Origin of the sequence: Azospira sp. APE16 (assembly GCF_047901315.1) — a bacterium.
Lineage (GTDB): Bacteria > Pseudomonadota > Gammaproteobacteria > Burkholderiales > Rhodocyclaceae > Azospira > Azospira oryzae.
The window spans coordinates 858,199-882,620 of record NZ_CP179682.1 but is presented as its reverse complement, the minus strand read 5'-3'; the positions used below and the strand labels follow the sequence as shown (position 1 = coordinate 882,620).

At 68.5% G+C, this 24,422-nt stretch carries 24 protein-coding genes and 1 riboswitch; of the genes, 10 read left to right on the top strand and 14 right to left on the bottom strand.

Annotated elements, in window-relative coordinates; translation table 11 throughout:
- Window positions 1-17 precede the first annotated feature (17 nt).
- A complete protein-coding gene (locus ACLSSQ_RS04420; protein ID WP_130459086.1) occupies window positions 18-365 on the bottom strand; it encodes a nucleotide pyrophosphohydrolase in 348 nt (115 codons plus the stop codon).
- 141 nt (window positions 366-506) lie between these two features.
- Between ACLSSQ_RS04420 and ACLSSQ_RS04415 the strand changes: the two genes are divergently transcribed.
- The 5 genes from ACLSSQ_RS04415 (at window position 507) to fliD (ending at window position 5,019) form a co-directional block, all read left to right on the top strand.
- Window positions 507-1,199, top strand: coding sequence for a Bax inhibitor-1 family protein (locus tag ACLSSQ_RS04415; protein ID WP_416243897.1), 693 nt, complete (start codon window positions 507-509; stop codon window positions 1,197-1,199).
- Window positions 1,200-1,328: 129 nt separating this feature from the next.
- Entirely contained in the window at window positions 1,329-1,652 is a 324-nt protein-coding gene (locus ACLSSQ_RS04410; RefSeq protein ID WP_014235158.1) for a DMT family transporter, read from the top strand.
- A 91-nt stretch (window positions 1,653-1,743) separates the two neighbouring features.
- Window positions 1,744-2,574 carry an SIR2 family NAD-dependent protein deacylase gene (locus ACLSSQ_RS04405; protein WP_014235159.1) on the top strand — a complete coding sequence of 277 codons (831 nt, stop codon included), beginning with the start codon at window positions 1,744-1,746 and terminating at the stop codon, window positions 2,572-2,574.
- 9 nt (window positions 2,575-2,583) lie between these two features.
- Entirely contained in the window at window positions 2,584-3,486 is a 903-nt protein-coding gene (locus tag ACLSSQ_RS04400) for a M48 family metallopeptidase (protein WP_416243896.1), read from the top strand.
- A 93-nt stretch (window positions 3,487-3,579) separates the two neighbouring features.
- Window positions 3,580-5,019 (top strand): flagellar filament capping protein FliD, encoded by a 1,440-nt coding sequence (gene fliD, locus ACLSSQ_RS04395; protein ID WP_416243895.1) that lies wholly within the window; start codon window positions 3,580-3,582, stop codon window positions 5,017-5,019.
- 267 nt (window positions 5,020-5,286) lie between these two features.
- On the opposite strand, the gene ACLSSQ_RS04390 is transcribed toward fliD, so the two are convergent.
- Window positions 5,287-6,336, bottom strand: a complete 1,050-nt coding sequence (locus ACLSSQ_RS04390; RefSeq protein WP_416243894.1) for an ankyrin repeat domain-containing protein — start codon at window positions 6,334-6,336, stop codon at window positions 5,287-5,289.
- 115 nt (window positions 6,337-6,451) lie between these two features.
- Between ACLSSQ_RS04390 and ACLSSQ_RS04385 the strand changes: the two genes are divergently transcribed.
- The gene (locus ACLSSQ_RS04385; protein ID WP_416243893.1) at window positions 6,452-7,027 is read left to right on the top strand and encodes an energy transducer TonB; all 576 of its coding nucleotides are present in this window, start codon (window positions 6,452-6,454) and stop codon (window positions 7,025-7,027) included.
- 86 nt (window positions 7,028-7,113) lie between these two features.
- Here the strand turns inward: ACLSSQ_RS04385 and ACLSSQ_RS04380 are convergent, their stop codons facing one another.
- A complete protein-coding gene (locus ACLSSQ_RS04380; RefSeq protein ID WP_416243892.1) occupies window positions 7,114-8,325 on the bottom strand; it encodes a CaiB/BaiF CoA transferase family protein in 1,212 nt (403 codons plus the stop codon).
- Between the two features lie 85 nt (window positions 8,326-8,410).
- Between ACLSSQ_RS04380 and ACLSSQ_RS04375 the strand changes: the two genes are divergently transcribed.
- The 4 genes from ACLSSQ_RS04375 (at window position 8,411) to ACLSSQ_RS04360 (ending at window position 12,560) form a co-directional block, all read left to right on the top strand.
- A complete protein-coding gene (locus ACLSSQ_RS04375; protein WP_014235165.1) occupies window positions 8,411-8,821 on the top strand; it encodes an HIT family protein in 411 nt (136 codons plus the stop codon).
- Window positions 8,822-8,923: 102 nt separating this feature from the next.
- The gene (rsmA, locus tag ACLSSQ_RS04370; protein WP_205230556.1) at window positions 8,924-9,700 is read left to right on the top strand and encodes a 16S rRNA (adenine(1518)-N(6)/adenine(1519)-N(6))-dimethyltransferase RsmA; all 777 of its coding nucleotides are present in this window, start codon (window positions 8,924-8,926) and stop codon (window positions 9,698-9,700) included.
- Window positions 9,701-9,885: 185 nt separating this feature from the next.
- Window positions 9,886-11,514 carry an NAD(P)/FAD-dependent oxidoreductase gene (locus ACLSSQ_RS04365; protein WP_014235167.1) on the top strand — a complete coding sequence of 543 codons (1,629 nt, stop codon included), beginning with the start codon at window positions 9,886-9,888 and terminating at the stop codon, window positions 11,512-11,514.
- Between the two features lie 38 nt (window positions 11,515-11,552).
- Entirely contained in the window at window positions 11,553-12,560 is a 1,008-nt protein-coding gene (locus ACLSSQ_RS04360; protein ID WP_416243891.1) for a hypothetical protein, read from the top strand.
- 147 nt (window positions 12,561-12,707) lie between these two features.
- On the opposite strand, the gene ACLSSQ_RS04355 is transcribed toward ACLSSQ_RS04360, so the two are convergent.
- From ACLSSQ_RS04355 to pyk, 11 genes are all read right to left on the bottom strand, one after another.
- Window positions 12,708-12,899, bottom strand: coding sequence for a DUF2892 domain-containing protein (locus tag ACLSSQ_RS04355; RefSeq protein ID WP_014235169.1), 192 nt, complete (start codon window positions 12,897-12,899; stop codon window positions 12,708-12,710).
- 135 nt (window positions 12,900-13,034) lie between these two features.
- Window positions 13,035-13,703, bottom strand: a complete 669-nt coding sequence (locus ACLSSQ_RS04350; RefSeq protein WP_130459093.1) for a Crp/Fnr family transcriptional regulator — start codon at window positions 13,701-13,703, stop codon at window positions 13,035-13,037.
- A gap of 25 nt (window positions 13,704-13,728) precedes the next feature.
- Window positions 13,729-14,502, bottom strand: coding sequence for an exodeoxyribonuclease III (gene xth / locus ACLSSQ_RS04345; protein WP_416243890.1), 774 nt, complete (start codon window positions 14,500-14,502; stop codon window positions 13,729-13,731).
- A gap of 6 nt (window positions 14,503-14,508) precedes the next feature.
- Entirely contained in the window at window positions 14,509-15,018 is a 510-nt protein-coding gene (locus ACLSSQ_RS04340; protein WP_416243889.1) for a DUF4124 domain-containing protein, read from the bottom strand.
- A 34-nt stretch (window positions 15,019-15,052) separates the two neighbouring features.
- Window positions 15,053-17,134 carry a M3 family metallopeptidase gene (locus tag ACLSSQ_RS04335; RefSeq protein ID WP_416243888.1) on the bottom strand — a complete coding sequence of 694 codons (2,082 nt, stop codon included), beginning with the start codon at window positions 17,132-17,134 and terminating at the stop codon, window positions 15,053-15,055.
- A 111-nt stretch (window positions 17,135-17,245) separates the two neighbouring features.
- Window positions 17,246-18,016, bottom strand: a complete 771-nt coding sequence (locus tag ACLSSQ_RS04330) for a DUF2189 domain-containing protein (protein WP_130459097.1) — start codon at window positions 18,014-18,016, stop codon at window positions 17,246-17,248.
- Between the two features lie 166 nt (window positions 18,017-18,182).
- Window positions 18,183-19,121, bottom strand: coding sequence for a phosphoribosylaminoimidazolesuccinocarboxamide synthase (locus ACLSSQ_RS04325; RefSeq protein ID WP_130459098.1), 939 nt, complete (start codon window positions 19,119-19,121; stop codon window positions 18,183-18,185).
- A gap of 43 nt (window positions 19,122-19,164) precedes the next feature.
- Window positions 19,165-20,475 (bottom strand): DUF3422 family protein, encoded by a 1,311-nt coding sequence (locus tag ACLSSQ_RS04320; RefSeq protein ID WP_014235176.1) that lies wholly within the window; start codon window positions 20,473-20,475, stop codon window positions 19,165-19,167.
- Between the two features lie 69 nt (window positions 20,476-20,544).
- Window positions 20,545-21,609 carry a class II fructose-bisphosphate aldolase gene (gene fba, locus ACLSSQ_RS04315; RefSeq protein WP_130459100.1) on the bottom strand — a complete coding sequence of 355 codons (1,065 nt, stop codon included), beginning with the start codon at window positions 21,607-21,609 and terminating at the stop codon, window positions 20,545-20,547.
- A 198-nt stretch (window positions 21,610-21,807) separates the two neighbouring features.
- Window positions 21,808-22,578, bottom strand: coding sequence for a 5,6-dimethylbenzimidazole synthase (gene bluB / locus ACLSSQ_RS04310; protein ID WP_014235178.1), 771 nt, complete (start codon window positions 22,576-22,578; stop codon window positions 21,808-21,810).
- Between the two features lie 44 nt (window positions 22,579-22,622).
- Window positions 22,623-22,819: riboswitch (cobalamin riboswitch) on the bottom strand.
- A 74-nt stretch (window positions 22,820-22,893) separates the two neighbouring features.
- Window positions 22,894-24,339 (bottom strand): pyruvate kinase, encoded by a 1,446-nt coding sequence (pyk, locus tag ACLSSQ_RS04305; RefSeq protein WP_416243887.1) that lies wholly within the window; start codon window positions 24,337-24,339, stop codon window positions 22,894-22,896.
- Window positions 24,340-24,422 lie beyond the last annotated feature (83 nt).

The following is a 24,422-nucleotide window of genomic DNA, read 5'->3' as shown; positions in this document are numbered from 1 at the left end:
CTGCCGGAGCCTCCCTCCTAAAGCTCCGTGTATTTCACCGCCCGCCCCTGCACCTTTTCCGGCGGGTATTTCTGGCGGTTGAGTTCCATCTTTTCGGCGAAGGCCGCGGCCAGGTCGATTTCCAGCAGGTCGGCGACCCGGATCACGCCCATCAGTACGTCCGACAGTTCGTGCCCCACTTCCCGCCGCTGTTCCGGGGTCAGCTTGAAGCTGTCGGCCTCGGACAGCCACTGGAAATGCTCCAGCACCTCGCCGGCCTCCAGGGTCATGGCGATGGCCAGGTTCTTCGGGTTGTGGTGTTGATCCCAGCCCCGCTCGCTGACGAATTGGCGGACGACGGCTCGCAGTTCTTCCAGTTGGCTCATGGCGGCAGGGGCAAGGAATGGGAAGCCGCCATGATAGCGGAGCCGTGGGGCTGGGCCCTCCTCCGGCCCCTGGCCGAATGCCTGGGCAGCCATTGCGCAACGCCAATGGCATAATTGCATTTTCTCCGTAGCGCGCCCGCCATGCTCGACACCCTCTACGGCAAGACCTTCCTCATTCTCACCATCCAGCTGGCCCTGACCTGGGCCAGCACCTTCCTCTTCATCCTCTGGCTGCGCCAGCGCTACTACGCCCGGGCGGCCTGGGTCGGCGGCAACCAGCTGCTGTCCGGCGAGCTGGACCTGGAGCTGGACTGGCAGGCCGTCGCCCCCTGGTTCTGGCTGCTGCTGGGGGTGGATGTGGCGGTCTTTCTCCTGCTGCTCTTCGTCGGCCAGCACAACCTGGCCATCGGCCTGCCCCTCTTCTGCCTGTGGTCGCTGCTGACGGGCATCGAGCTGGCCCTGGCCCTGGTGTCGGTGGACGAGAACCTGGGGGGCAAGGTCCTGGCCCTCACCGCCATGCTCACTTTCGCCGCCTTCCTGGTGGGCGCCTATGCCGGCATCGACTTTTCCTTTCTCGGCAGCACCCTCTTCGCCGGCCTCACCCTGGTGCTCCTGGGGGGCCTCTACCGCCTGCTGTTTTCCATCTCCGACGGCTGGCGACGCCTGCTGGCCCTGTTCGGCTGCGCCGTCTTCGTCGGCTACCTGGTGTTCGACTTCAACCGCCTCACCCGCAGCCCCCGCAACGACTGGGAAAAGGCCCTGGACCTGGCCATCAGTCTGTACCTGGACATCATCAACCTGTTCCTCCACCTGCTGGACCTGCTGCATCGCTGAAGCGGCGCCGGCCATGGCATAATCGCGCCCCTCCCGGCGCCGCGGCGCCCGGACGGCGGCGCCTTCTCCCGGGTTTCCAGACGCCCCGTCCCGTTCCCTGAGCCCGATCTTCTTGCACAGGAGCAAGCTATGGTCGGCTATTGGCTGATTCTCGCCGTGGCGGTGGTCACGGAAATCCTCTGGGCCCTGAGCCTCAAATACATCCAGCAGCATCCCGGCCCCTGGCCCGTGGCCGCCTCCCTCGGCCTGACCCTGGTGAACATGGCCCTGCTCTCCCTGGCCATGCGGGGCATTCCCGCCGGCGTCGCCTACGCGGTGTGGACCGGCCTCGGTGCCGTCGGCGTCGCCATCTGCGGCGCCCTCTTCTTCGGCGACCAGCTCAACGGCGGCCAGATGGGCGCCATGGCGGTGGTCATCGCCGGCGTGGTCGGCATGAAGCTGGCCACCGGCTGAGGCGGCAGCAGGACCGGGCCGGCGGCGGCCCCTGTGCGGCGGCCGCCGCCGGCATTACACTGGACGTTCCGCCACGCCCGTACGTCCGCCCATGCAGGACCCCATCACCACTGCCGCCCAGTACGTGCTCGAAGCCGACGGCCTGCTCATCACGGCCGGCGCCGGCATGGGCATCGATTCGGGCCTGCCGGACTTCCGCGGCCCGGAAGGCTTCTGGCGGGCCTACCCGGCCCTGGGGCTGCAGCGCCTGATGTTCGAGGAAATCGCCTGCCCCGACGCCTTCGTGCGGGACCCGGAGCAGGCCTGGGGCTTCTACGCCCATCGCCTCAACCTCTACCGCCGCACCACGCCCCACGCCGGCTTCGCCCTGCTGCGGGCCATGGCCGAGCGCCTGGAGCGGGGCGCCTTCGTCTTCACCAGCAACGTGGACGGCCAGTTCCAGAAGGCCGGCTTCGACGAACTGCAGGTGGCCGAATGCCACGGCAGCCTGCACCACCTGCAGTGCTTCCACGACTGCCGGGGCCACATCTGGCCGGCGGCGGATTTCGCGCCGGAGGTGGACGAGGCCCGCTGCCGCCTGCGCTCGCCCCTGCCCCGCTGCCCCGACTGCGGCGCCCTGGCCCGGCCCAACGTGCTCATGTTCGGCGACTGGAACTGGCAGTCCGGCCGCACCGAAGTACAACGCCAGCGCCTGGAAAACTGGCTGGCCACGGTGCAACGCCCGGTGGTGATCGAGCTGGGGGCCGGCACCGCCATCCCCACGGTGCGCTGGTTCGGCGAAATGCGCGGCGCCCCCCTGATCCGCATCAATCCCGGCGAAGCGGAGGTGTGCACCGACCGCGGCGTCAGCCTGCCCCTGGGCGCCCACGTCGGTCTCCAGGCCATGGCCCGGGAACTGCGGGCCGCCGGCTTTCTCGATTGACCGCCGTTGATGCATCTCCATCGCCACCCCGGGCTTGAAGCCGGCGCCGCCGCCCCCAACTCCATGCCGTCATTGCTCCCTGCCATCGCCATGCCCAGCCGCCACCGTTGCCTCGCCCTGCTCCTCCTCGCTGCCCTGAACGCCGCGCCCCTGGCCGCCCAGGAAGGCATCGACGTGGGCAAGCCTTCGGCCCTGCGCCGGCTGGTGCCGGCGGAGCAGATCGAGCGCCAGGCCGGCCAGGAATACGAGCAGCTGAAGCAGCAGGCCGCCCGGCAGCGGGCCCTGGCGCCGGCGGACCATCCCCAGGCGCGGCGCCTGCAGGCCATCGCCCGGCGCCTGATCCCCTTCGCCGACCGCTTCAACCCCCGGGCCGGACAATGGCGCTGGGAAGTGAACCTGATCGGCTCCCGGGACATCAACGCCTTCTGCATGCCCGGCGGCAAGATCGCCTTTTTCACCGGCCTGGTGGAAGGCCTGAAGCTGACGGACGACGAGATCGCCGTGGTCATGGGCCACGAAATGGCCCACGCCCTGCGCGAACATGCCCGGGAGCAGACGGCCAAGAGCGGCCTGACCCAGCTGGGCGCCAGCCTCCTCGGCCAGTTCGTCGGCCGGGGCCAGTATGCCGACCTGTTCCAGTTCGGCGGCAACATGCTGAGCCTGAAATTTTCCCGGGACGACGAGAGCGAGGCCGACCTGGTGGGCCTGGACCTGGCGGCCCGGGCCGGCTACGACCCGCGGGCCGGCATCAGCCTGTGGCAGAAGATGGGCCAGGCCTCCGGGGGCGGCGGCAACCTGGCCTGGTTCTCCACCCATCCGGCCGGCAAGGACCGCATCGGCGACATCCGCCGCCACCTGCCCCAGGTCATGCCCCTGTACGAGAACGCCCGTAAATCCACGGAGAAAAAGTAGGCATTTTGCGGCAAATGTCTCGTATTTCACGGAAATTGCCCCATGCCGGTGCTATAAAGAAAGCGTCCCCCTGCCTTTTACCGGGAGTACGCCATGGACAGCAGCGGTCTCACCTCCATCTACGCCTACTACAACCCCTATGGCCTATACGGTCTGGGCGGTATGTCCTCCCTCGGCGCTGTCGCAGCTGCCAACCGCAGCCAGGGGAGTTCTTCCGTATCCGGCATCGGCAGCGGCAGCAGCTGGACCACGGTTTCCAGCCTGGGCCAGACCTTGAGCGCCGTCAGCAATCTGCAGACGGCAGCCGAGAAGCTGACCAAGCCCGGCGCCTTCTCCTCCCTTTCCGTCGCCTCCTCCGCCCCCACCGTGGCCCGGGGTAGCGCCGCGGAAGGCACGGCCCAGGGGGCCTATACGGTGCGGGTGGATCAGCTGGCCCAGCAGCAGGTGCTCACCTCCGCCGCCCAGGCCACCCAATACACCGCCATCGGCAGCGGCGCCGACACCACGGTCAATTTCCAGTTCGCCAACGGGCGTAGCGCGTCGGTGGATATCGATGGTGGCGACAACACCGTCAAGGGGCTGGCAGCCGCCATCAACCGGGCCGACATCGGGGTTTCCGCCAGCGTGGTCAGCGGCCCCACCGGCTACCAGTTGCAGCTTTCCGGCGAAAGCGGGGCGGGCAATGCCTTCACCGTCAGCGCCAGCGGCGACAGCACCCTTTCCGACTTTTTCAGCAGCCCGCCGGGCGGCAACGGCCTTTTGCTGACCCAGCAGGCCCAGGACGCCAAGGGCTCGGTGAACGGCAGCGCCTTCACCTCCGGCACCAACACGGCCACCACCTCGGTGGAAGGGCTGACTCTCAAGCTCAACGCCACCGGCACCACCAATCTCACGGTCGGCGGCAATGCGGATCAGGCGTCGGCGGTGACCGACTTCGTCAAGGCCTACAACGCCGTGCAGAGCGGCCTCAACAGCCTGTCCCGGGAATACGCCGGCTTCAACCTGACGGCCCCCTATCTGCGCAACACATTGAGCCAGGCCCTGACGCCGGGAGCCGCCGCGGGCTCGGGCAACATCCAGAAGCTCGCGGACATCGGCATCAGCAGCAATGCCAACGGCAGCCTCAGCGTCGATACGGAAAAGCTGCGCTCGGCCCTGAGCAGCAATGCGGACGCGGTGGCCAGCCTCTTTTCCACCGACAAGGGCGAAGGGGTGGCCGATCGCATCCTGGCCCAGGTCAGCGAAGACGGCGCCCTGGCGGTGGACAACCTGCTCAAGTCCGCCGCTCCCAGCCTGACCACCGCCGGTCTCAGCACGGCCAACCTGCAGAGCAATCTGCTCAACGCCATGTTCAACCAGCAGCAGAACTGGCTCAGCCAGTACAGCGGCCTGGGCAGCCTGACCGCCTCCCTCGGCAGCACCGACTCCCTGCTGAGCAGCCTGCTCGGCAGCAGCAGCAACAACCTGAGCGGCCTGGGGCTGATCGGCGGCCTGAGCAATCCGGCCACGGTGACCTCCCTGTTCAGCAGTTGAGACCGGGAGCGGGCTGGCTCCGGGCTTATGCCCCAACGACAAAGGCCGCCCACGGGCGGCCTTTGTCGTTCATGGCAACGGACGGGTGAAGCGGACGGAGCGCTATCGAATCATCCAGGCGCCAGGCGCCATCGGTAGTCGACAGCCGAACTGGCCGCGGCGACAAGCGCCGACAGCGGAAACGCCGCCACCAGGAGAGAACAGAGCCCCCTCCCCGCAGACGTCCGCCAGACAGCCCTTAGCGGGCTGCCATGGCGGAACGGCGCATCAGCGCTTCTTCGCCGGGGTGGCCTTGCCCCGTGCCGCTGCCGGCTTCTTCGCGGCGGCAGGGGCCGCCGATTTGCCCACCAGGCGGGCCTTCTGCACCTGGGGATTGGCGCGGCTGGCGGAGATTTCCAGGCCGATGGCCGGCGGCAGGTCCCGGGCGCCGGGGGGCAGGCGGGCGTAGCGGGCCCGGGCTGCGGAGATGCGCTGGTCGATGCGGGACAGGTCGTAGCCCTTGGCCTCCATGGCCCGCCGCACTTCCAAGAGGCGCTGGATTTCCGCCGGCACCTTTTCCGACTTGCGGGCCACGCCCCAATCGGCCTTGGGCCGGTTGGCGGCGTCGATGAATTCTTCCGGATTGGTGATGACCCGGGCCACCTTCAGATGGTCGTATTTCATGGCCCAATCCAGGGCGGTCTGGCCGTTCTCGTTGCGCAGCCTGGGGTCGGCGCCCCATTCCATGAGACGCACGGCCAGGGCGTCCTTGCCTTCGTAGGCGGCCATCATCAGCACCGAGGAGCCGTTGGGGGCCTGGGCATTGACGTCGGCACCCCGCTTCAGCAGATATTCGGCCACCTCGGCGTGGCCGGCGAAGACGGCGTAGTGCAGGGCGGACCAGGCGTACCCCTCCCGGTTCACCTGGGCGCCGTGCTCCAGCAGCCACTGCACCGCCTTCAGGTGGCCCTTCCAGGCCGCCAGCAGCAGGGCCTGCTCGCCCTTGTCGTTCACCGCGTTGAGGTCGGCGCCCCGGGCGTGGAACAGCTCCATCAGGGCCACATTGCCCTCCCAGGCGCCGATCATCAGGCCGGTGCCGACCCGGTCCGCCTGGTAGTCCGGCGGCAGGCCCGCATCCAGCCACTCCCGGGCCTGGTCCAGGTTGCCCATTTCCAGGGCGACGCCGAAGCTGATCGGGCTGGGCGGCTGGAAGCCTGCCGCCTGCTGGGCCAGGGCCGGACCCGTGCCGAGACACAGGCCGAGGGCCAGGGCGGCGAGGAGGCGCCGGACCGGCGTCGCCAGGGGGCTGCAGGTGGGAAGGGTGGGGGAAAATTTCATCATTCGCTTCCGTTGTGCCGCCGAAGGCGCTTGCATCGCCCCCCCGGCTTGTGGTCTAAAGACGCTTTTGCTCACGGCCCGCAACGGGCCCCTTGCGATCCTTCTGCGACTGCCGATGCGGTTCCACCGGTTTCACGCCGCCCTTCTCTGTTCTCTCGCGCTCCATGCCGCCGCGCTCCTGCTGCTGCCGCCTCCGGCGGCGCCGGCCCGGGCCGCCGTGCCGTTGCAGGCACACCTGCGGCCGCCGCCGGTAACGCCTGCCGCCCAGGAACCGCTGCCGCCACCGCCCCGGGAAGAAGCAGCGCCGCCGCCACCGGAGAAACCTGCGACCGCCAAGCCCAAGCCCGAGAAAAAGGCCCCGGCCAAACCGGCGCCGGCCCGTTTCAAGGAGCCGCCGGCCAGTTTCAACGGTTACCCGGTCCTGGCAGGGAACGCCGCCCGCAGCGCCTTCAGCCAGCTGGCGCGGCAGCCCCTGTATCCGCCCGAGGCCATTGCCCGGGGCCTGCAGGGCGAGGTGTTGCTGCTGCTGTTCCTCGACGCCAACGGCAATGTGCAGGCGGCCCGGGTGGAGCGCAGCAGCGGCCAGCCCCTGCTGGACCAGGCCGCCGTCGGCGCCGCCCGCCAGCTCAAGGCCCTGCCGGAAGGGGCGCCCCGGGAGGCGATCCTGCCGGTGCGCTTCAAGCTGGACTGAAACGGCCGCCCTCCGGCTCAGGCCGGAACCGCCGCCGGAGTACCTGGCGGCAGCGGCAACGGCCGCAAGCCAAGGCCCCTATTCTCTCAGATTGCCCCGGCCTCGCGCAGGGCGGCGATGGCCTCGGCGTCGTAGCCGAGCCGGGTCAGCACCGCCTCGGTATGTTCCCCCAGCCCCGGCCCCAGCCATTCGGTGCCGCCCGGGGTGGCGGAAAGCTTGGGCACGATGCCCGGCACCTTGAAGTCCTTGCCGTCCGGCAGGCGGGCGGACTGGATCATCTCCCGGGCCAGGAACTGGGGGTCGGCAAACATGTCGGCCACCGAATAGACCCGGGAGGCGGGCACCTCCGCCGCTTCCAGCTTGGCCAGCAGCTCGGCCTCGTCCAGGCCCGCCACCCAGGCGTCGATCAGGGCGTATACCTCGTCCCGGCGCCCATCCCGGCCGGCGTTGTCGGCCAGGCCCGGGTCGGTCGCCAGATCCTCCCGCCCCAGGGCCCGCATCAGGCGCTGGAAGATGGCATCGCCGTTGGCGCCGATGGTGACGAACTTGCCGTCCCGGGTCTTGTGGGTGTTGGAGGGGGTGATGCCGGGCATGATGTTGCCGGTGCGCTCCCGCACGAAGCCGAAGACGTCGAACTCGGGCACCAGGGATTCCATCATGGCGAAAATGGCCTCGTACAGGGCCACGTCCACCACCTGCCCGTTGCCCCCTTGCACCTCCTTGTGGCGCAGGGCCATGAGGGTGCCGAAGACGCCCCACAGGGCGGCAATGGAATCGCCGATGGAAATGCCGGTGCGCACCGGCGGCCGGTCGGCAAAGCCGGTGATGTAGCGCAGGCCGCCCATGCTCTCGCCGACGGCGCCGAAGCCCGGCTGGTCTTTGTAAGGCCCGGTCTGGCCGAAGCCGGAGAGGCGCAGCATGACCAGGCCCGGGTTGAGGGCGGAAAGTTCCTCCCAGGAGAGGCCCAGTTTTTCCATGACCCCGGGGCGGAAGTTCTCCACCACGATGTCCGCCTCCGCTACCAGCTTGCACACGATGTCCCGCCCCTGGGGATGCTTCAGGTTCACCGTCACCGACTGCTTGTTGCGGGACTGGACGAACCACCACAGGGAGGTGCCTTCGTACAGCTTGCGCCACTTGCGCAGGGGATCGCCGCCGTCCGGCGACTCGATCTTCACCACCTCGGCGCCGAACTCGGCCAGCAGGCGGGAGGCGAAGGGCCCGGCGATGAGGGTGCCCAGCTCGACGACCTTGAGGCCGGCCAGGGGCTTGGGAGGACAGGAGGCGGCTGGGGACATGGGGGCGGAACCTGTAAGGGAAGGCGCCATTATGCCCGCTCCGCCCCCTGGCCTATACTGCCCGCCACAGTCACGAGGAGAAGCCATGAACCAGACCGTTTTCAGCCGCATCATCAACGGCGAACTGCCCTGCGCCAAGGTGTACGAGGACGGCCACGTCTTCGCCTTCATGGATGCGGGCCAGGTCAATCCGGGCCACGTCCTGGTGGTGAGCAAGAAGCCCTTCGAGACCCTGCTCGACGCCGACGAGGAAACCGCCGCCGCCCTCATGCGCGCCGCCCGCAAGATCGCCCTGGCGGTGCAGGACGCCTTCGGCCCCGAAGGCATCACCATCCTCCAGGCCAACCGGCCCCAGGGCTGGCAGACCGTGCCCCACCTGCACCTGCACGTGCTGCCCCGCCACGCCGGCGACGGCGTCGGTCTGGTGTGGCCGCGCAAGGAGCCGGGCCTGGAGCAGTTGCAGACCCTGGCGGCAAAAATAAAGGTAACGGACTGAAGCTGCGGGTAAAATACGCCCCCTTCGCCTGTCGCCCGCCCGCCGGCGTGGCAGTCCGGCGGCACCGACCCCAGCTCCCCACCCTTTAATCATCGAGTCCCCATGAAACACATCGCCCGCAAGCGCTTCGGCCAGAACTTTTTGCAGGACCCGCAAATCGTCGCCGACATCGTGGGCGCCGTGAATCCGCCCCGGGACGGCCAGGTGGTGGAAATCGGCCCCGGCCTGGGCGCCCTCACCGTGCCCCTGATGGCCCGGGTGGACCACCTGCATGTGGTGGAAATCGACCGGGACCTGATCGCCCGCCTGAAAAAGCAGTACCCCAAGGACAAGCTGACCATCCACGAGGGCGACGCCCTGGAGTTCGACTTCGGCCAGCTGGGCCCCAACCTGCAGATCGTCGGCAACCTGCCCTACAACATCTCCACCCCCCTGCTCTTCCACCTGGCCAGCTTCGCCCCCATGGTGCGGGACATGCACTTCATGCTGCAGAAGGAAGTGGTGGAGCGCATGGTGGCCCTGCCCGGCGAGAGCGAATACAGCCGCCTCTCGGTGATGTTGCAGTACCGCTTCTACATGGACTGGCTGCTGGATGTGCCGCCCGAATCCTTCGACCCGGCGCCCAAGGTGGATTCGGCCGTGGTGCGCCTGATTCCCCGGCCCCAGGAGGAACTCACGGCGAAGGACCCGGCCCTGCTGGAAAAGGTGGTGCAGGCCGCCTTCTCCCAGCGGCGCAAGATGCTGCGCAACACCCTCAAGGAACTGGGCGGCGAAGCCTGGCTCGAAGCCCACGGCATCAAGCCCACGGCCCGGGCCGAAGACGTGCCGGTGGCCGACTACGTGGCCCTGGCCAACAGCCTGGTCAAGCCCGAAAACTAGGCACCCCGGAGAGGCAGGCGGGATGCGGCTGCCGGGCATGGCATCGCCGGCAGGCCCGTCCTTTCTGCCTCCCAGGCCATATCCCTGACCAGACCTCCCTTCCCCGCCTTGCCGCCGCGGCGGGCCGCCGGCCAAGCGGGTAAAATGGCGGCCTTGGCTCACCCCCGGTGTTACGGATTCATCCCATGCTACGACTGACCGAAATCAAGCTCCCCCTGGACCACCCCGAAGCTGACCTGCGCAGCGCCGTCTGCCAGCGCCTGGGCATCGCCGACGGGGACCTGCTGGGCTATTCGGTCTATCGCCGCAGCTTCGATGCGCGCAAGAAGTCCGCCATCGTCTTCATCTACGCCATCGACGCCGAGGTGCGCGACGAGGCCGCCGTGCTCAAGCGCCTGGCCGGCGACAAGCACGTCATGCCCTCCCCCGACACCACCTACCGCTTCGTCGCCCGGGCCCCGGCCCAGCTGGCGACCCGGCCCGTGGTCATCGGCACCGGCCCCTGCGGCCTCTTCGCCGGCCTGCTGCTGGCCCAGATGGGTTTCAAGCCCATCATCCTGGAGCGGGGCAAGGCGGTGCGGGAACGCACCAAGGACACCTGGGGCCTGTGGCGCAAGGGCGAGCTGAACCCGGATTCCAACGTGCAGTTCGGCGAGGGCGGCGCCGGCACCTTCTCCGACGGCAAGCTCTACAGCCAGATCAAGGACCCCCAGCACCACGGGCGCAAGGTGCTGGAAGAGTTCGTCAAGGCCGGGGCGCCGGAGGAAATCCTCTACATCAGCAAGCCCCACATCGGCACCTTCCGCCTGGTGGGCATGGTGGAGAAAATGCGGGCCAACATCATCGAACTGGGCGGCGAAGTGCGCTTCGGCTGCCGGGTCGAGGAAATCGAGATCGAGCGGGATGCCGCCGGCAACGGCCAGGTGCGCGGCGTGGTGCTGGCCGACGGCGAGCGCATCCCCAGCGACCATGTGGTGCTGGCCGTGGGCCACAGCGCCCGGGACACCTTCCACATGCTCTACGCCAAGGGCGTCTACATCGAAGCCAAGCCCTTCTCCATCGGCGTACGCATCGAGCATCCCCAGGCCCTCATCGACAAGGCCCGCTTCGGTCCCTTCGCCGGCCACCCCCTGCTCGGCGCCGCCGACTACAAGCTGGTGCACCACTGCAGCAACGGCCGTTCCGCCTACAGCTTCTGCATGTGCCCCGGCGGCACCGTGGTGGCCGCCACCTCGGAGCCGGGCCGGGTGGTGACCAACGGCATGAGCCAGTATTCGCGCAACGAGCGCAACGCCAACAGCGGCATCGTCGTCGGCATCGCGCCGGAGACGGACTACCCGGGCCATCCCCTGGCCGGCATCGACTTCCAGCGCCACTGGGAATCGAAGGCCTTCGAAGCCGGCGGCGGCACCTACGCCGCCCCCGCCCAGCGGGTCGGCGACTTCCTCGCCGGGCGCCCCTCCACCGCCCCGGGCGGGGTCGAGCCCTCCTACACGCCGGGGGTGCACTGGACCGATCTCTCCCAGTGCCTGCCCTCCTACGTGGTGCAGGCCCTGCGCGAGGCCCTGCCGGCCTTCGACAGGCAGATCCGCGGCTTTGCCATGGCCGACGCGGTCATGACCGGGGTCGAGACCCGCACCTCCTCCCCCATCCGCATCAAGCGCGGCGACGACCTGCAGAGCCTCAACACCCGGGGCCTGTACCCGGCCGGCGAAGGCGCCGGCTACGCCGGAGGCATCCTCTCCGCCGGGGTGGACGGCATCAAGGTGGCCGAAGCCGTGGCCCTGGACATGGTGGGCCGGCCCGCCGCCTGAGCGGCCGCGCCCGCCGGCATCCCGCTCACGCGCACGCCATGGGCTTTTTCGACTGGCTGCTCGGCCCCCGCCACAACGACCTGGCGGACGACGGCCTGCAACAGGCCATCCACCAGGTCATGGCCGGCGTCGATCCGCGCCTGCAGGCCATGCACGGCGCCCGGGAGCGCCTTGCCCCGGCCGTCGCCCACGCCCTCGACTACGCCCGCAGCATCGCCGCCCGCCAGGCCGACTGCCTTCCCCTGCAAGCCTCCCGCTGGGCCGCCAGCCCAGTGCTGCGGGCCCTCTTCGCCCGCCCCGAGGACATCACCGCCACCGTGAATGCCAGCCCGGACCTGCGGGAATTCCTCGACAGCGGCGGCGACGGCTGCGGCGACACCATCTACTGCATCGTCGCCGCCACACCGCAACAGCACACCACCCTGGGCACCGCCCTGGAAGGGGACCTGCTGCGCCGGGACGTGGAGCGGCACAGCATCAGCTTCGGGGACTTCCGCCTGGTAGGCTTTTCCGCCAGCCCCCAGGCCCTGCAGCAGCGCACCCAGGAGATGGTGCTGGAAGCCCTGGTGCTGGACGCCCTGGCCGAAATCACCGCCAGCCAGGCCCGGGGCCGGGCCCTGGAGGCGGAGCACGGCCTGCTGCGGCACCGCCTGGCACTCATGGCCCAGAGCCGGGCCGGCCTCAACGGCCTGGAAGCAGAAGGCGCCCACCACCAGGACGTGGCCCAGCTGCGCCAACAGCTGGCCGACAACGAAGCCGCCCTGGCCGCCGCCCATAGCGGCAGCGGCTGGCTGGAGGCCACCCTGGAACAGTTGCAGGCCCACCTGGCGGCGGCCGAGGAGAGCCTGCCCATCCGCCCCACGGTTCTCTGGCTCGACCCCATGAACCTGATGACGGCACCCCAGGCGGCCAATGCCGCCCCCGTGGCCCTGACGGAAATCGCCCGCCCCGGCCGCCCCCTGCGCCTCACCTTCGCCGCCGCCATCCCACGGGCCGAGGTGGCGCCGCCCCATCTGGATTTCGACTCGGCCCTGCGCCTGCTCTAGGCACCTGCTCCCGCCTTCCCCATTTTCTGCCGCCACAAAAACAAACAGGGCGCCAGCGGCGCCCTGTCGGGGAAAACGGGAGAGAACCCGGGAGAGCCCCGGCGCAGAAAAGCTCCGCCTCGGCCACTCCCGCGGGAAAAAGCTCCCTCAGTCCTTCTTCATCGGGCAGGTCTTGATGCCCAGCAGGGTGTAGGCCGGGCACCAGCCCATGAAGCCGGTGGCCAGGGGCACCACGCCGATCCAGGCCCACACCGGGCCGCCCAGGATGGCCCAGGCGATCAGGGCCAGGCCGACGACGATGCGCAGGATTTTGTCGATACCGCCAACGTTTGCTTTCATGTTTGCTGCCTCCAGTGAGTTTTGACCCTCCCAGCATAGCGGGGTCCCGGGCAAGCGTATGTAACCTGGGTCACACACCCACGAGCGATGCCCGGAGGCGCCCAGGCCACGGCCGGCCCAGGCGGCCGCCGGCCTTCAGCGGGCGGCCTCGGCCAGGCTCTTGAGACCGTTGCGGTCCAGGATGCCGATCTGTTCCCGCCCCAGGGCCACCAGGCCCTGGGCAGCAAAGCCCTTCAGCAGCCGGCTGACGATTTCCCGCACGCTGCCCAGCTCTTCCGCCAGCTGCTGGTGGGTGGCATGCAGGGTGTCACCGTTCTTGGCCAGCAGCAGCTTGGCCAGGCGCTGGTCGAGACGGTGGAAGGCCACCTCCTCCACCAGCTGCATCAGTTCGGCCAGACGCTCGGAAAAGAGGTGGAAGACGAAATCGCGGAAGCGGGCCTGCTCCGCCACCAGCCGGTCGAACACCGGGCTGGGCAGAATCAGCAGGGTGATGGGCGTTTCCGCCTCGCCCCGGGCGGTATAGGGCGCATGGCCCAGGAGACAGCTGGAGGTGATGATGCAGGATTCTCCCGGCTCCACCCGGTAGAGCAGCATTTCCCGGCCGCTGGCGGCGGTCTTCACCACCTTGATGCTGCCTTCCAGCAGCAGGGGGAAGCCCTGGCAGGGCTGGCGCTCGGCGAACAGCTGGGTGCCGGCGGGCAGCCGCAGCAGGGCCTCGGGCCGGCACAGGGCGGCCAGCTGGTCTGCCGGCAGGGCCGCCAGGGAGGGATAGAGGGCAAGCAGGCCGGCGGGGGTCAGTTCCATGGTCGGGCGCGGTCCGGTTGGGGAATCAGGCGACGGGGCCGACTTCGGCGATGGCCGGGGCGTGGTCCGACGGGCGTTCCCAGGTGCGGGGCTCCTTGTCGATGCGCCCGGCGCTGCAGGCCGCCACCAGGGGAGCGGAGAGCAGCAGGTGGTCGATGCGCAGGCCCAGGTTGCGGCGGAAGCCGCCCATGCGGTAATCCCACCAGGAGAAGGTGGCCGGCGGCTGCTCGAAGAGGCGGAAGCTGTCGCTCAGGCCCAGGCCCAGCAGGCGCTGCCAAGCGGCCCGCTCCGGCTCGGAACAGAGTATCTTGCCTGCCCAGGCCTGGGGGTCGTGCACGTCCGCATCGGCCGGGGCGATATTAAAGTCGCCGGCCAGCACCAGTCGGGGATGGGCAGCCAGTTCCTCGGCCAGCCACTTTTCCAGGGCCGCCAGCCATTCCAGCTTGTAGGCGTACTTGTCGCTGCCCACTTCCTGGCCGTTGGGGAAATAGGCGCAGATCACCCGCACGCCGGCCACCGTGGCGGCGATGAGGCGCTTCTGGGGATCGTCGTAATGGGGATTGCCCCGCTGCACCTCGGCCAGGGGCTGGCGCGAGAGCAGGGCGACGCCGTTGTAGGTCTTCTGGCCGGAAAAGGCGACCTGGTAGCCGGCGGCCTCGATCTCGGCCTGGGGGAAGTTGTGGTCCTCCAGCTTGGTTTCCTGCAGGCAGACCACATCGGGGGCCTCCTTGGCCAGCCACTCCAGCAGATGGGGCAGGCGGACCTTGAGGGAATTGACGTTCCAGGTGGCAAACTTCATCGACAACTATTTCTCCAGGGCGCCCCGGGGCTTGAAACCGTAGGGGGCCGTCTTGGGGTAGCCGGCCAGGTCCAGCAGATTGTTCCAGGCGGCGCTGTCCACGCCCCGGGTGGTCTGCTTGCCGACCATGAGAATGGGCACGGCCGGCTCGCTGCCGGCCACGCGCTTGAGTTCTTCGTAATCCTCCGGGGTGGCGATCATCTTCTCGCGGAAGGGAACGCCCCGGGCGTTGAGCAGGTCCCGCCCGAGGCGGCAGGTCTCGACGCAGTCGCTGCTGGTGTACAGCACCACCGGGAAATTCTCCACGGCGCGGCGGGTGGCGTAGGGCAGGCTGCCCTCTTCCCCTTCGGCTGCAGCGCCCAGCTGCTTCTTGCTCACCTGCTTGACCCCGGCGGGGGGCGGCTTGTCGGAAAAGACCGTCTGGCCGGTCTGGGGGTCGATCCAGCGGTAGGTGGTCTGGGCCTGGGCGGCACCCCAGGCCAGGCAGCCGACGAGCAGGGACAGCAGCAGTTTCATGGCAAAAATCTCCCGACAGCGGTGTTGGGCCGGATTACGCGGGGATCATACCATTGTGCCGCAACAGGGCATCCACGCTGGGTTCCCGGCCGCGGAAGGCCTTGAAGGAGTCGATCGCCGGGCGGGAACCGCCGACGGAGAGGATCTCGTCCAGGAAGCGCTTGCCGGTGGCCCCGTCGAAGGGATTGCCGGCCTCCTCGAAGGCGGCGTAGGCATCGGCCGACAGCACCTCGGCCCACTTGTAGCTGAAGTAGCCCGCCGCGTAGCCGCCGGCGAAGATGTGGCCGAAGCTGTTGGGGAAGCGGTGCCAGGCAGGGGGAATCAGCACCGCCACTTCCCGGCGCACCTCGTTCAGCACGTCCAGCACGGTCTGCTCGCCCTTGGGATCGAAGCCGTGGTGGATGCGCAGGTCGAAGAGGGAGAATTCCAGCTGGCGCACGGTCATGAGGCCGCTGTGGAAGTTCTTGGCCGCCAGCATCTTGTCGTAGAGGGCCCGGGGCAACGGCTCGCCGGAATCCACGTGGCCGGTCATGCCCTGCAGCACTTCCCACTCCCAGCAGTAGTTCTCCATGAACTGGGAGGGCAGTTCCACCGCATCCCACTCGACGCCGTGGATGCCGGAAACGCCCAGCTCCTCCACCCGGGTCAGCAGGTGGTGCAGGCCGTGGCCGGTCTCGTGGAACAGGGTGATGACGTCGTCGTGGCTGAAGGTGGCAGGCTTGTTCCCCACCGGAGCGGGGAAGTTGCAGTTGAGGTAGGCCACCGGGGTCTGGATGCCGGCAGCGGTGGCGCGGCGGGTGATGGCTTCGTCCATCCAGGCGCCGCCCCGCTTGGTTTCCCGGGCGTAGAGGTCCAGGTAGAACTGGCCCACCAGCTCGCCGGCGGCGGTCTCGATGCGGAAGAAACGCACGTCCGGATGCCACACGGGGGCCGCGTCGGGCTTCAGTTTGACGTTGAAGAGGGACTCGATGACCTTGAACAGGCCGCCCAGCACCTTGGGTTCGGGGAAGTACTGCTTCACCTCCTCGTCGGAGAAGGAGTAGCGGGCCTGCTTGAGCTTTTCCGAAGCCCAGCCGATGTCCCAGGGTTCCAGTTCGTCCATGCCCAGTTCGGCCTTGGCGAAGGCCTTCAGCTCGGCCAGGTCCTTCTCGGCAAAAGGCTTGGCCTTCACCGCCAGGTCGTTGAGGAAGGCCAGCACCTGTTCCGGACTGTCGGCCATCTTGGGCACCAGGGAAACCTGGGCGAAGGTGTCGAAGCCCAGCATCTTGGCCTCTTCGGCCCGCAGTTCCAGGATGCGGCGGATCAGGGGGGTGTTGTCCCACTCGGCCTTGCTGCTGCCGTCGGTAAACTCGGCGGCCCGGGTGGCGTAGGCCCGGTACATGGCCTGGCGCAGGCGGCGGCTCTCGGCGTACTGCATCACCGGCATGTAGGAGGGGGCGTGCAGGGTGAATTTCCAGCCGGCCTTGCCCTCCCCGCTCTTTCCATCCCTCTCGGCGGCGGCCCGGGCGGCAGCCTGCACGTCCTCCGGCAGGCCTGCCAGTTCGCCCTCGTCGGTCACGAATTCGGCGAAGGCGTTGGTGGCGTCCAGCAGGTTTTCCGAGAACTTGGCGGAGAGGCTGGCCAGTTCTTCCTGGATGGCCTGGAAGCGGGGCTTCTGCGCTTCCGGCAGCTCGGCGCCGGAAAGGCGGAAGTCGCGGATCTCGTTGTGCAGGATTCTCTTGCGGGCCGGGGAAAGGCCGGCGAACTCGGGGGAGGCGGCCAGGGCCTTGTACTTCTCGAAAAGGGCCAGGTTCTGGCCCAGTTCGCTGAAGAAGCGGGTCACCTCCGGCAGCAGGTCGTTGTAGGCCTCGCGCCATTCGGGCACGTCATTGACGCCGTGCAGGTGGCCGACGATGCCCCAGGCCCAGGAGAGGTGCTCAATGCCGTCGTTGAGGGGCGCCGCGAAATCGTCCCAGGTGGCCGGCACGGCGGCGGCGGTGAGGCGCGCCACCAGGGCCCGGCTGTCGGCCAGCAGCTGCTCGATGGCGGGCCGCACGTGGGCCGGCTCGATGCGGTCGAAGGGCGGCAGCACGGCACGGGGCTGGCCGACGGTGGCAAGAAGGGGATTGGCGCTCATGGGCTGTTCTCTGGAGATGTTATCGGTAGGGGCAACAAAAACGGGCGGCCTGGGCCGCCCGTGGGCTGGCGCTGAAACTGGACGTCTGTTCTTGCAGATGGGGTCTGGCGCCTATTCTACAAGGTCCGCGTAGGCATGCCAGGTGGCGTGGCCCAGCAGTGGCATGATCAGCACCAGACCGGCCATCAGGGTGACGAAGCCGAACAGGGTCAGGCTGACGATAAGGAAGGACCACAGCAGCATGGCCGGCAGATTGGTCGCTACCACGTTGATGCTGGTGGCCATGGCGTGGTGCACCTCCACCTCCCGGTCCAGCAGCAGGGGCGCCGTCACCACCGAGAGCAGGAAGGTCACCGCGGCCAGGGTGGCGCCGCTGAGGGTCCAGATGGCGGCCAGGTTGGGGTGGCGGCCGGAGAGGAAGATTTCCCGGGCCAGTTCCTCGAAGCCCCAGATCCACTCGCTGCCCAGCAGATAGGCCACCAGGGCCGTGGTCAGCTGGGCCCAGATGAAGTAGATGGCGGCCAGAAAGAGGCCGTAGAGGGCCAGGGGGCGCCAGCGGGCGGCCAGGGAATGGGCCACGGCGGCGGCATCGAGCCGGTCGCCGCCGGCGATGCGGCGGCTGATCTCGTAGAAGCCCACGGCCAGCAGAGGCCCTACCAGGAGGAAGCCGGAGACGGCCGCCAGCAGCAGTTCGGGCCGGCCCTGGGCCAGGGCGAAGATGCACAGGCCGCCGATGGCGAACAGGGCGCCCAGGGAGAGGCTCAGGGCGGGCCGCCGGGAGAGGTCCCGCAGGCCGCCGGCCAGCCAGTGGAAGGGACGGAACCAGGCCACGTGGCGCACCCGGGGCAGGTCGTGATGAACGGGGGAGTGCAGGATGTCCATGATGATCTCCTTCTCAGGGTTGGAGCGGGGACATGGGTTGGACCGCAACTGCCCGTCCGGGTTTCCGGCCGGCAAAAACAAAAGGGGCGGGAGAATCTCCCGCCCCTTTTGGGGGAAGCCCAGGCCGACCGGCACAAGCGGTGCGGCCCGCGGCAGTCCGGCCCGATCAGGCCATGGTCTGGCCGGTGAGGCGCTCGTAGGCTTCGCGATACTTGGCGGCGGTCTTTTCGATCACCTCGGCCGGCAGCTGCGGACCGGGAGCCTTCTTGTCCCACCAGGTCAGGGTTTCCAGGTGGTCGCGGACGAACTGCTTGTCGAAGCTGGGGGGGCTGATGCCTTCGGCGTAGCCGTCGGCGGGCCAGAAGCGGGAGGAATCGGGGGTCAGGGCCTCGTCGATGAGGTGCAGGGTACCGGCCTTGTCGATGCCGAACTCGAACTTGGTGTCGGCGATGATGATGCCCCGGGTGCGGGCATAGGCGGAAGCCTCGGTGTACAGGGCGATGGCGGCGTTCTTAGCTTCCTCGGCCAGCTGGGCGCCGGTCTTGCCGGTGCCCGCCAGGTCGGCGGCCAGGTGCTCGGCGCAGCGCACCTTGGATTCCTCGTAGGAGATGTTGATGTCGTGGTCGCCCACGTCGGCCTTGGTGGCCGGGGTGAAGATGGGCTCGGGCAGCTTGGCCGCCATCTGCAGGCCGGCGGGCAGCTGGATGCCGCAGACGGCGCCGGTGGCCTGGTAGTCCTTCCAGCCGGAACCGATCAGGTAACCGCGCACCACGGCCTCGATGGGCAGGGGCTTCAAGCGCTTCACCACCAGGGCGCGGCCTTCCACCTGGGACCGCTCTTCGGGCTTGACCACGGATTCGGGGGCGATGCCGGAGAGCTGGCTGGGCAGGATGTGGCCCAGCTTCTCGAACCAGAAATTGGCCACCTGGGTCAGCACCTTGCCCTTGTCGGGGATGGGGTCCGGCAGGATCACGTCGAAGGCGGAGAGCCGGTCGGTGGTAACGATCAGCAGGTGGTCGGCATCGACGGAATAGATGTCGCGCACCTTGCCCCGGGCGACGAGGGGCAGGCTGGTGATGGTGGATTCAAAAAGGGGAGCGGTCACGGCAGGGTCCCGAAAAAGAGGGGAAAAAACGGATTATAAAGGATCAGTGGCCTTCGCCCTGCTCCAGCTCCTCGGCGGCCAGGGCGCGGCGCATGCGGCGGATGCTGACGGCCACGACGGCGGCGATGAGGGGGATGGAAACGGCGGAGGCGATTTCCGGCGACAGGTGGGGCAGCACGGTCTTGGACAGGCCCTTGGCCAGGTAGCTGACCAGCTGGGAGGCGTAGTAGGTGATGGCCACCACGGACAGGCCTTCCACCGTTTCCTGCAGGCGCAGCTGCAGCTTGGCGCGGCGGTTCATCTGCCCCAGCAGCTGCTGGTTCTGGCGCTCCAGTTCGATATCGACCCGGGTGCGCAGCAGGGCGCTCTTGCGCGCGATGCGGGTGGACAGGTCGGTCTGGCGCCGGGCCACGGAAAGACAGGTGTTGATGGCCGGGGCCAGGCGCCGGTCCATGAATTCGGAAATGGGGGGAAAGCCGTTGAGGCGGTGTTCCCGCAGTTCCCGCACCCGCTGCTGCACCAGGGCGTAGTAGGCCTCGGCGGCGCCGAAGCGGAAGGCGGTGCGGGTCACCGAGCGTTCGATCTCCGCCGCCAGCCGGGTCAGGCGGGCCAGCAGCAGGCGCTCGTCCTCGGGGCCGCGGGCTTCGCCCATGCGGTCCATGAGGTCGGCCACCTCGCCCTCGGCCCTGGCCAGCAGGCGGCTCACCTCCTTGGCCACGGGGAAGGCCAGCAGGGCCATCATGCGGTAGGTCTCGATCTCCAGCAGGCGCTGCACCGTGCGCCCGGCCTGGCGGTGGCGCAGGCGCTCGTCCAGCACCAGGAAACGGCTCCAGCCGTCGTGCAGCTGGAAATCGGAGGCGACCCAGGCGGCACCGTCGGCCACCGTGGTGGCGACCCAGGAGTCGCCGGAGCGGTGCAGGTCGGCCAGCAGTTCTTCCGGGTCCAGGTCGGCGGCGGAGCGGAATTCCACATGGGTGGCCACCATCACCGAGCCGGGCAGGCCCGCCAGCCAGTCCGCCGGCAGGGCGGAAATGGCGGTGGTGTCGGGGGCGTCGCCGGGTTCCCGGGCGAGGAAGAAGGTGTAGCCGGAAAATTCGTTGTGCCGCTCCCACTTGAGGCGCAGGCGGCCCGCGTCCATGACCCAGTGGTCGCCCTGGATCACCGGGCAGAGATTGGCCCCCAGGGCGGCGCAGAGGCGCTGCAGATGGGCTTCTTCGGCCGCCGCCTCGGTACCTTCGTGCAGCACCGCCAGGTAGCTGATCCACTCCGGCCCTTCCAGGGCCATGGGCGGGCGGGCGTGGACCTCGTCATTGAGGCGCTGGCGCAGCGGGTGTTCGGCGAGGGGCAGGGTCATGGCGGATAAAAAGAAAAGGGCGCCGGAGAAGTATCCGGCGCCTGGCAGCGGTTGGGAAGGCGGACCGCCTTACTTGACGATCTGGTTCAGCTCGCCCTTCTTGTAGCGCTCGGCCATCTTCTCCAGGGAGATGGGCTTGATCTGGCCGGCCCGGCCTTCGCAGCCGAAGGCCTGGTAGCGGGCGACGCAGATTTTCTTGGCGGCTTCCCGGGCGGGCTTGAGGAAGTCGCGGGGATCGAACTTGGAGGGGTTCTCGAACAGGTAGCGACGCACGGCGCCGGTCATGGCCAGGCGGATGTCGGTGTCGATGTTCACCTTGCGCACGCCGTGCTTGATGCCGTTCACGATCTCTTCCACGGGCACGCCGTAGGTTTCCTTCATGTCGCCGCCGAATTCCCGGATCTCGGCCAGCAGTTCCTGGGGCACGGAGGAGGAGCCGTGCATCACCAGGTGGGTGTTGGGGATGCGGGCGTGGATTTCCTTGATGCGGTCGATGGCCAGGATGTCGCCGGTGGGCTTCTTGGTGAACTTGTAGGCGCCGTGACTGGTGCCGATGGCGATGGCCAGGGCGTCGCAGTTGGTGCGGGCGACGAAGTCGGCGGCCTGGTCCGGATCGGTGAGCAGGTCTTCCCGGGTCATGTGGCCTTCGGCGCCGTGGCCGTCTTCCTTGTCGGCCTTCATGGTTTCCAGGGAACCGAGCACGCCCAGTTCGGCCTCAACGGAGACGCCGATGGCGTGGGAGAACTTCACCACTTCCTGGGTCACGGCCACGTTGTAGTCGTAGGAGGCGACGCTCTTGCCGTCTTCCTGCAGGGAGCCGTCCATCATCACGGAGGAGAAGCCGGACTTGATGGCCGCCATACAGACGGCGGGGGACTGGCCGTGGTCCTGGTGCATCACCACGGGAATGTGGGGATAGGCTTCCAGGGCGGCAAGGATCTGGTGGCGCAGGAAGGCTTCGCCGGCGTATTTGCGGGCACCGGCGGAGGCCTGCATGATCACCGGGGCGTTCAGCTCATTGGCGGCCTCCATGATGGCCCAGACCTGTTCCATGTTGTTCACGTTGAAGGCGGGCAGACCGTAGCCGTTCTCGGCGGCGTGGTCCAGGAGCTGGCGCATGGATACGATGGGCATGGTGTTCCTCCAATGGGCAATGCGGTTTGTTCTGGCGTGATCGGCGCCCGCTGTCGTGGCGCTCGGGAAAGACCGTGATTTTATCGTGGCTTTGCCCCCCGGGCGAGTACTGCGACCGCCGGGCAGCAAAAGAAAGACAAAGGCCGCAACCAGGGCGCCGGAGACGCCCCAACCACGGCCCTCTTCGGGCAGGCATGCCTAGAAGCGGCGTTTTTCCTGGGCCCTGGCCTGGTGCTCGCTGAGAACCTGGCGCAGTTCCTCCTCCACCGGCTTTTCCCACTGGCCGTCGTACACCAGGTCGGCCAGGGGCAGGCGCTGGCGCCAGCCGGCGCTTTCCAGCTCCGGCTTTTCCTTGAAGTGGCTGACGTAGCCCAGACACAGGTAGGCCACCGGGATGATGCGCGGCGGCAGGCCCAGGATGTCGCGCAGGGCCTGCTGGTGGAAGATGGAGACCCAGCCCACCCCCAGGCCTTCGCTGCGGGCCGCCAGCCACAGGTTCTGCACGGCGCAGACGCTGGAATAGAGGTCCATGGCCTTGATGTGGGTACGGCCGATGACCACCGGGCCGGCCCGGTCCCGGTCGCAGGTGATGAGCAGGTTGATGGGCGCTTCCCGGATGCCCTCCAGCTTCAGTTCCTTGTAGATGGCCTGGCGCTCGCCCTCGAATTTCTCCGCCGCCTCCTGGTTGGCCTGCTGGAAGGCGGCGTGGATGCGGGCCTTGGTCTCCGCCTCACGCACCAGGAGGAAACTCCAGGGCTGCATGTAGCCGACGGAAGGGGCGAAGTGGGCGGCGGTGAGGACCCGGGCCAGCACCTCCTGGGGCACCGGGTCGGGCAGGAACTGGCCGCGCACGTCGCGGCGGGAGAAGATGGCGTGGTAGATGGCGTCCCGGGCGGCGTCGGAGAACTCGTGTTCGTTCTGGTAGCCGGCGAGGGAGATGACTTTGTTGACGGTGGGGTCGGTCTTCATGGAGTCCCCTTCTGAAGATCGGTGGCGGCGCGCCTGGCCGTGCGTGCCGAAAAGGGTCTCCTGGCCGGTCTTCTGACTCGGGATCACTCTGCGCCGGCGCCTTCCCGATCCGCGGATCAGTGGCATCTGCCGGCCCAGTCCCCCTCACAGCGTTGGGCACGTCGCGGAATGGGCGGCCCCAAGGCCTGCCGCACCGCGTTCCCGATTCTCCCTTGCGGGCACCCGGAGACGATTCGCCCCGGCGGACCGGGGCGACGGGAATTTTAACAGAGGCGGCGGAATCAGGCCCGAGGCCCGAGGCCCGCGAGGGCGCTATCAGGCCCGCAGGGGCGGCATCTGGTGCTCGCCGACGCGGACGATCTTCAGGGTGTTGGTGCCCCCCGGGGTGCCGATGGGCTCGCCGATGGTCAGCACGATAAGGTCGCCCTTGGCCACGGCGCCGTTCTGCATCAGCAGCTGCTCGGCTTCGTAGAGCAGCACGTCCCGGTCCGAATGCTGCTGGCTCATGAGCAGGGGCGTCACTTCCCGGTAGAGGGACATCTTGGTCTGGGCCTCCGCATCCGGCGTCAGGGCATAGACCGGCACGCCGCAGTTGAGGCGGCTCATCCACAGGGCGGTGGAACCGGATTGCGACAGGGCGGCGATGGCCTTCACCTTGAGGTGGTGGGCGGTCCAGATGGCGGCCATGGCCACGGACTGGTCGATGCGGGTGAACACCCGGTCGAGGAATTCCCGGTCCAGGGTCACCTCGGCGGAACGCTCGGCCTCGATGCAGACCCGGGCCATGGATTCCACGGTTTCCACCGGATAGCGGCCGCTGGCGGTCTCGGCGGAAAGCATCACCGCGTCGGTGCCGTCCAGCACCGCATTGGCCACGTCGGACACTTCGGCCCGGGTCGGCACCGGCGACTGGATCATGGATTCCATCATCTGGGTGGCGGTGATGGCCAGCTTGTTCTTCTCCCGGGCGTGGCGAATCATCTTCTTCTGCAGGGCCGGCACGGCGGCATCGCCCACTTCCACGGCCAGGTCGCCCCGGGCCACCATGACGCCGTCGGAGGCGTCAAGGATTTCATCCAGGGCCGCCACGGCCTCGGTGCGCTCGATCTTGGCGATGGTCAGGGCGCGGCTGCCGGCGGCCCGCATCAGCTGGCGCGCCATGTACATGTCGGCGGCGCTCTTGGGGAAGGAGACGGCGATGTAATCGACGCCGATCTGGGCCGCCGTCTTGATGTCGTCCATGTCCTTGGCGGTCAGGGCCGGGGCGGAAAGGCCGCCGCCCTGGCGGTTGATGCCCTTGTTGTTGGACAGCTCGCCGGCGTGGCGCACCACGGTGTGGATTTCGGCACCGATCACCCGCTCCACGTCGAGCACGATGCGGCCATCGTCCAGCAGCAGCACGGCGCCGGGCTCCACGTCCCGGGGCAGGTCCTTGTAGTCCAGGCCGACCCGCTCCTGGTTTCCCAGGGCACAGTTGGCGTCGAGGATGAACTTGTCGCCCCTCTCCAGCTGGATCTTGCCGTTCTCGAATTTGCCGACGCGGATCTTCGGTCCCTGCAGGTCCCCCAGGATGCCCACCGGCCGCCCCACCTTGGCGGAAATCTCGCGCACGGTGCGGGCCCGGGCCATGTGGTCCTCGGCGGTGCCGTGGGAGAAGTTCATGCGCACCACGTCCACGCCGGCGCGGATCAGGCGTTCCAGGGTGACGGGATCGGTGGAAGCGGGGCCGAGAGTGGCGACGATCTTGGTATGGCGGGCCATGGCGGGTTCCTGTTGTTGGTCTATCCGGCCATTCTAGCGCAGCCTCCCCGCCGTTGCTGGCCCCCAGGCCATTTCCCGGCGGC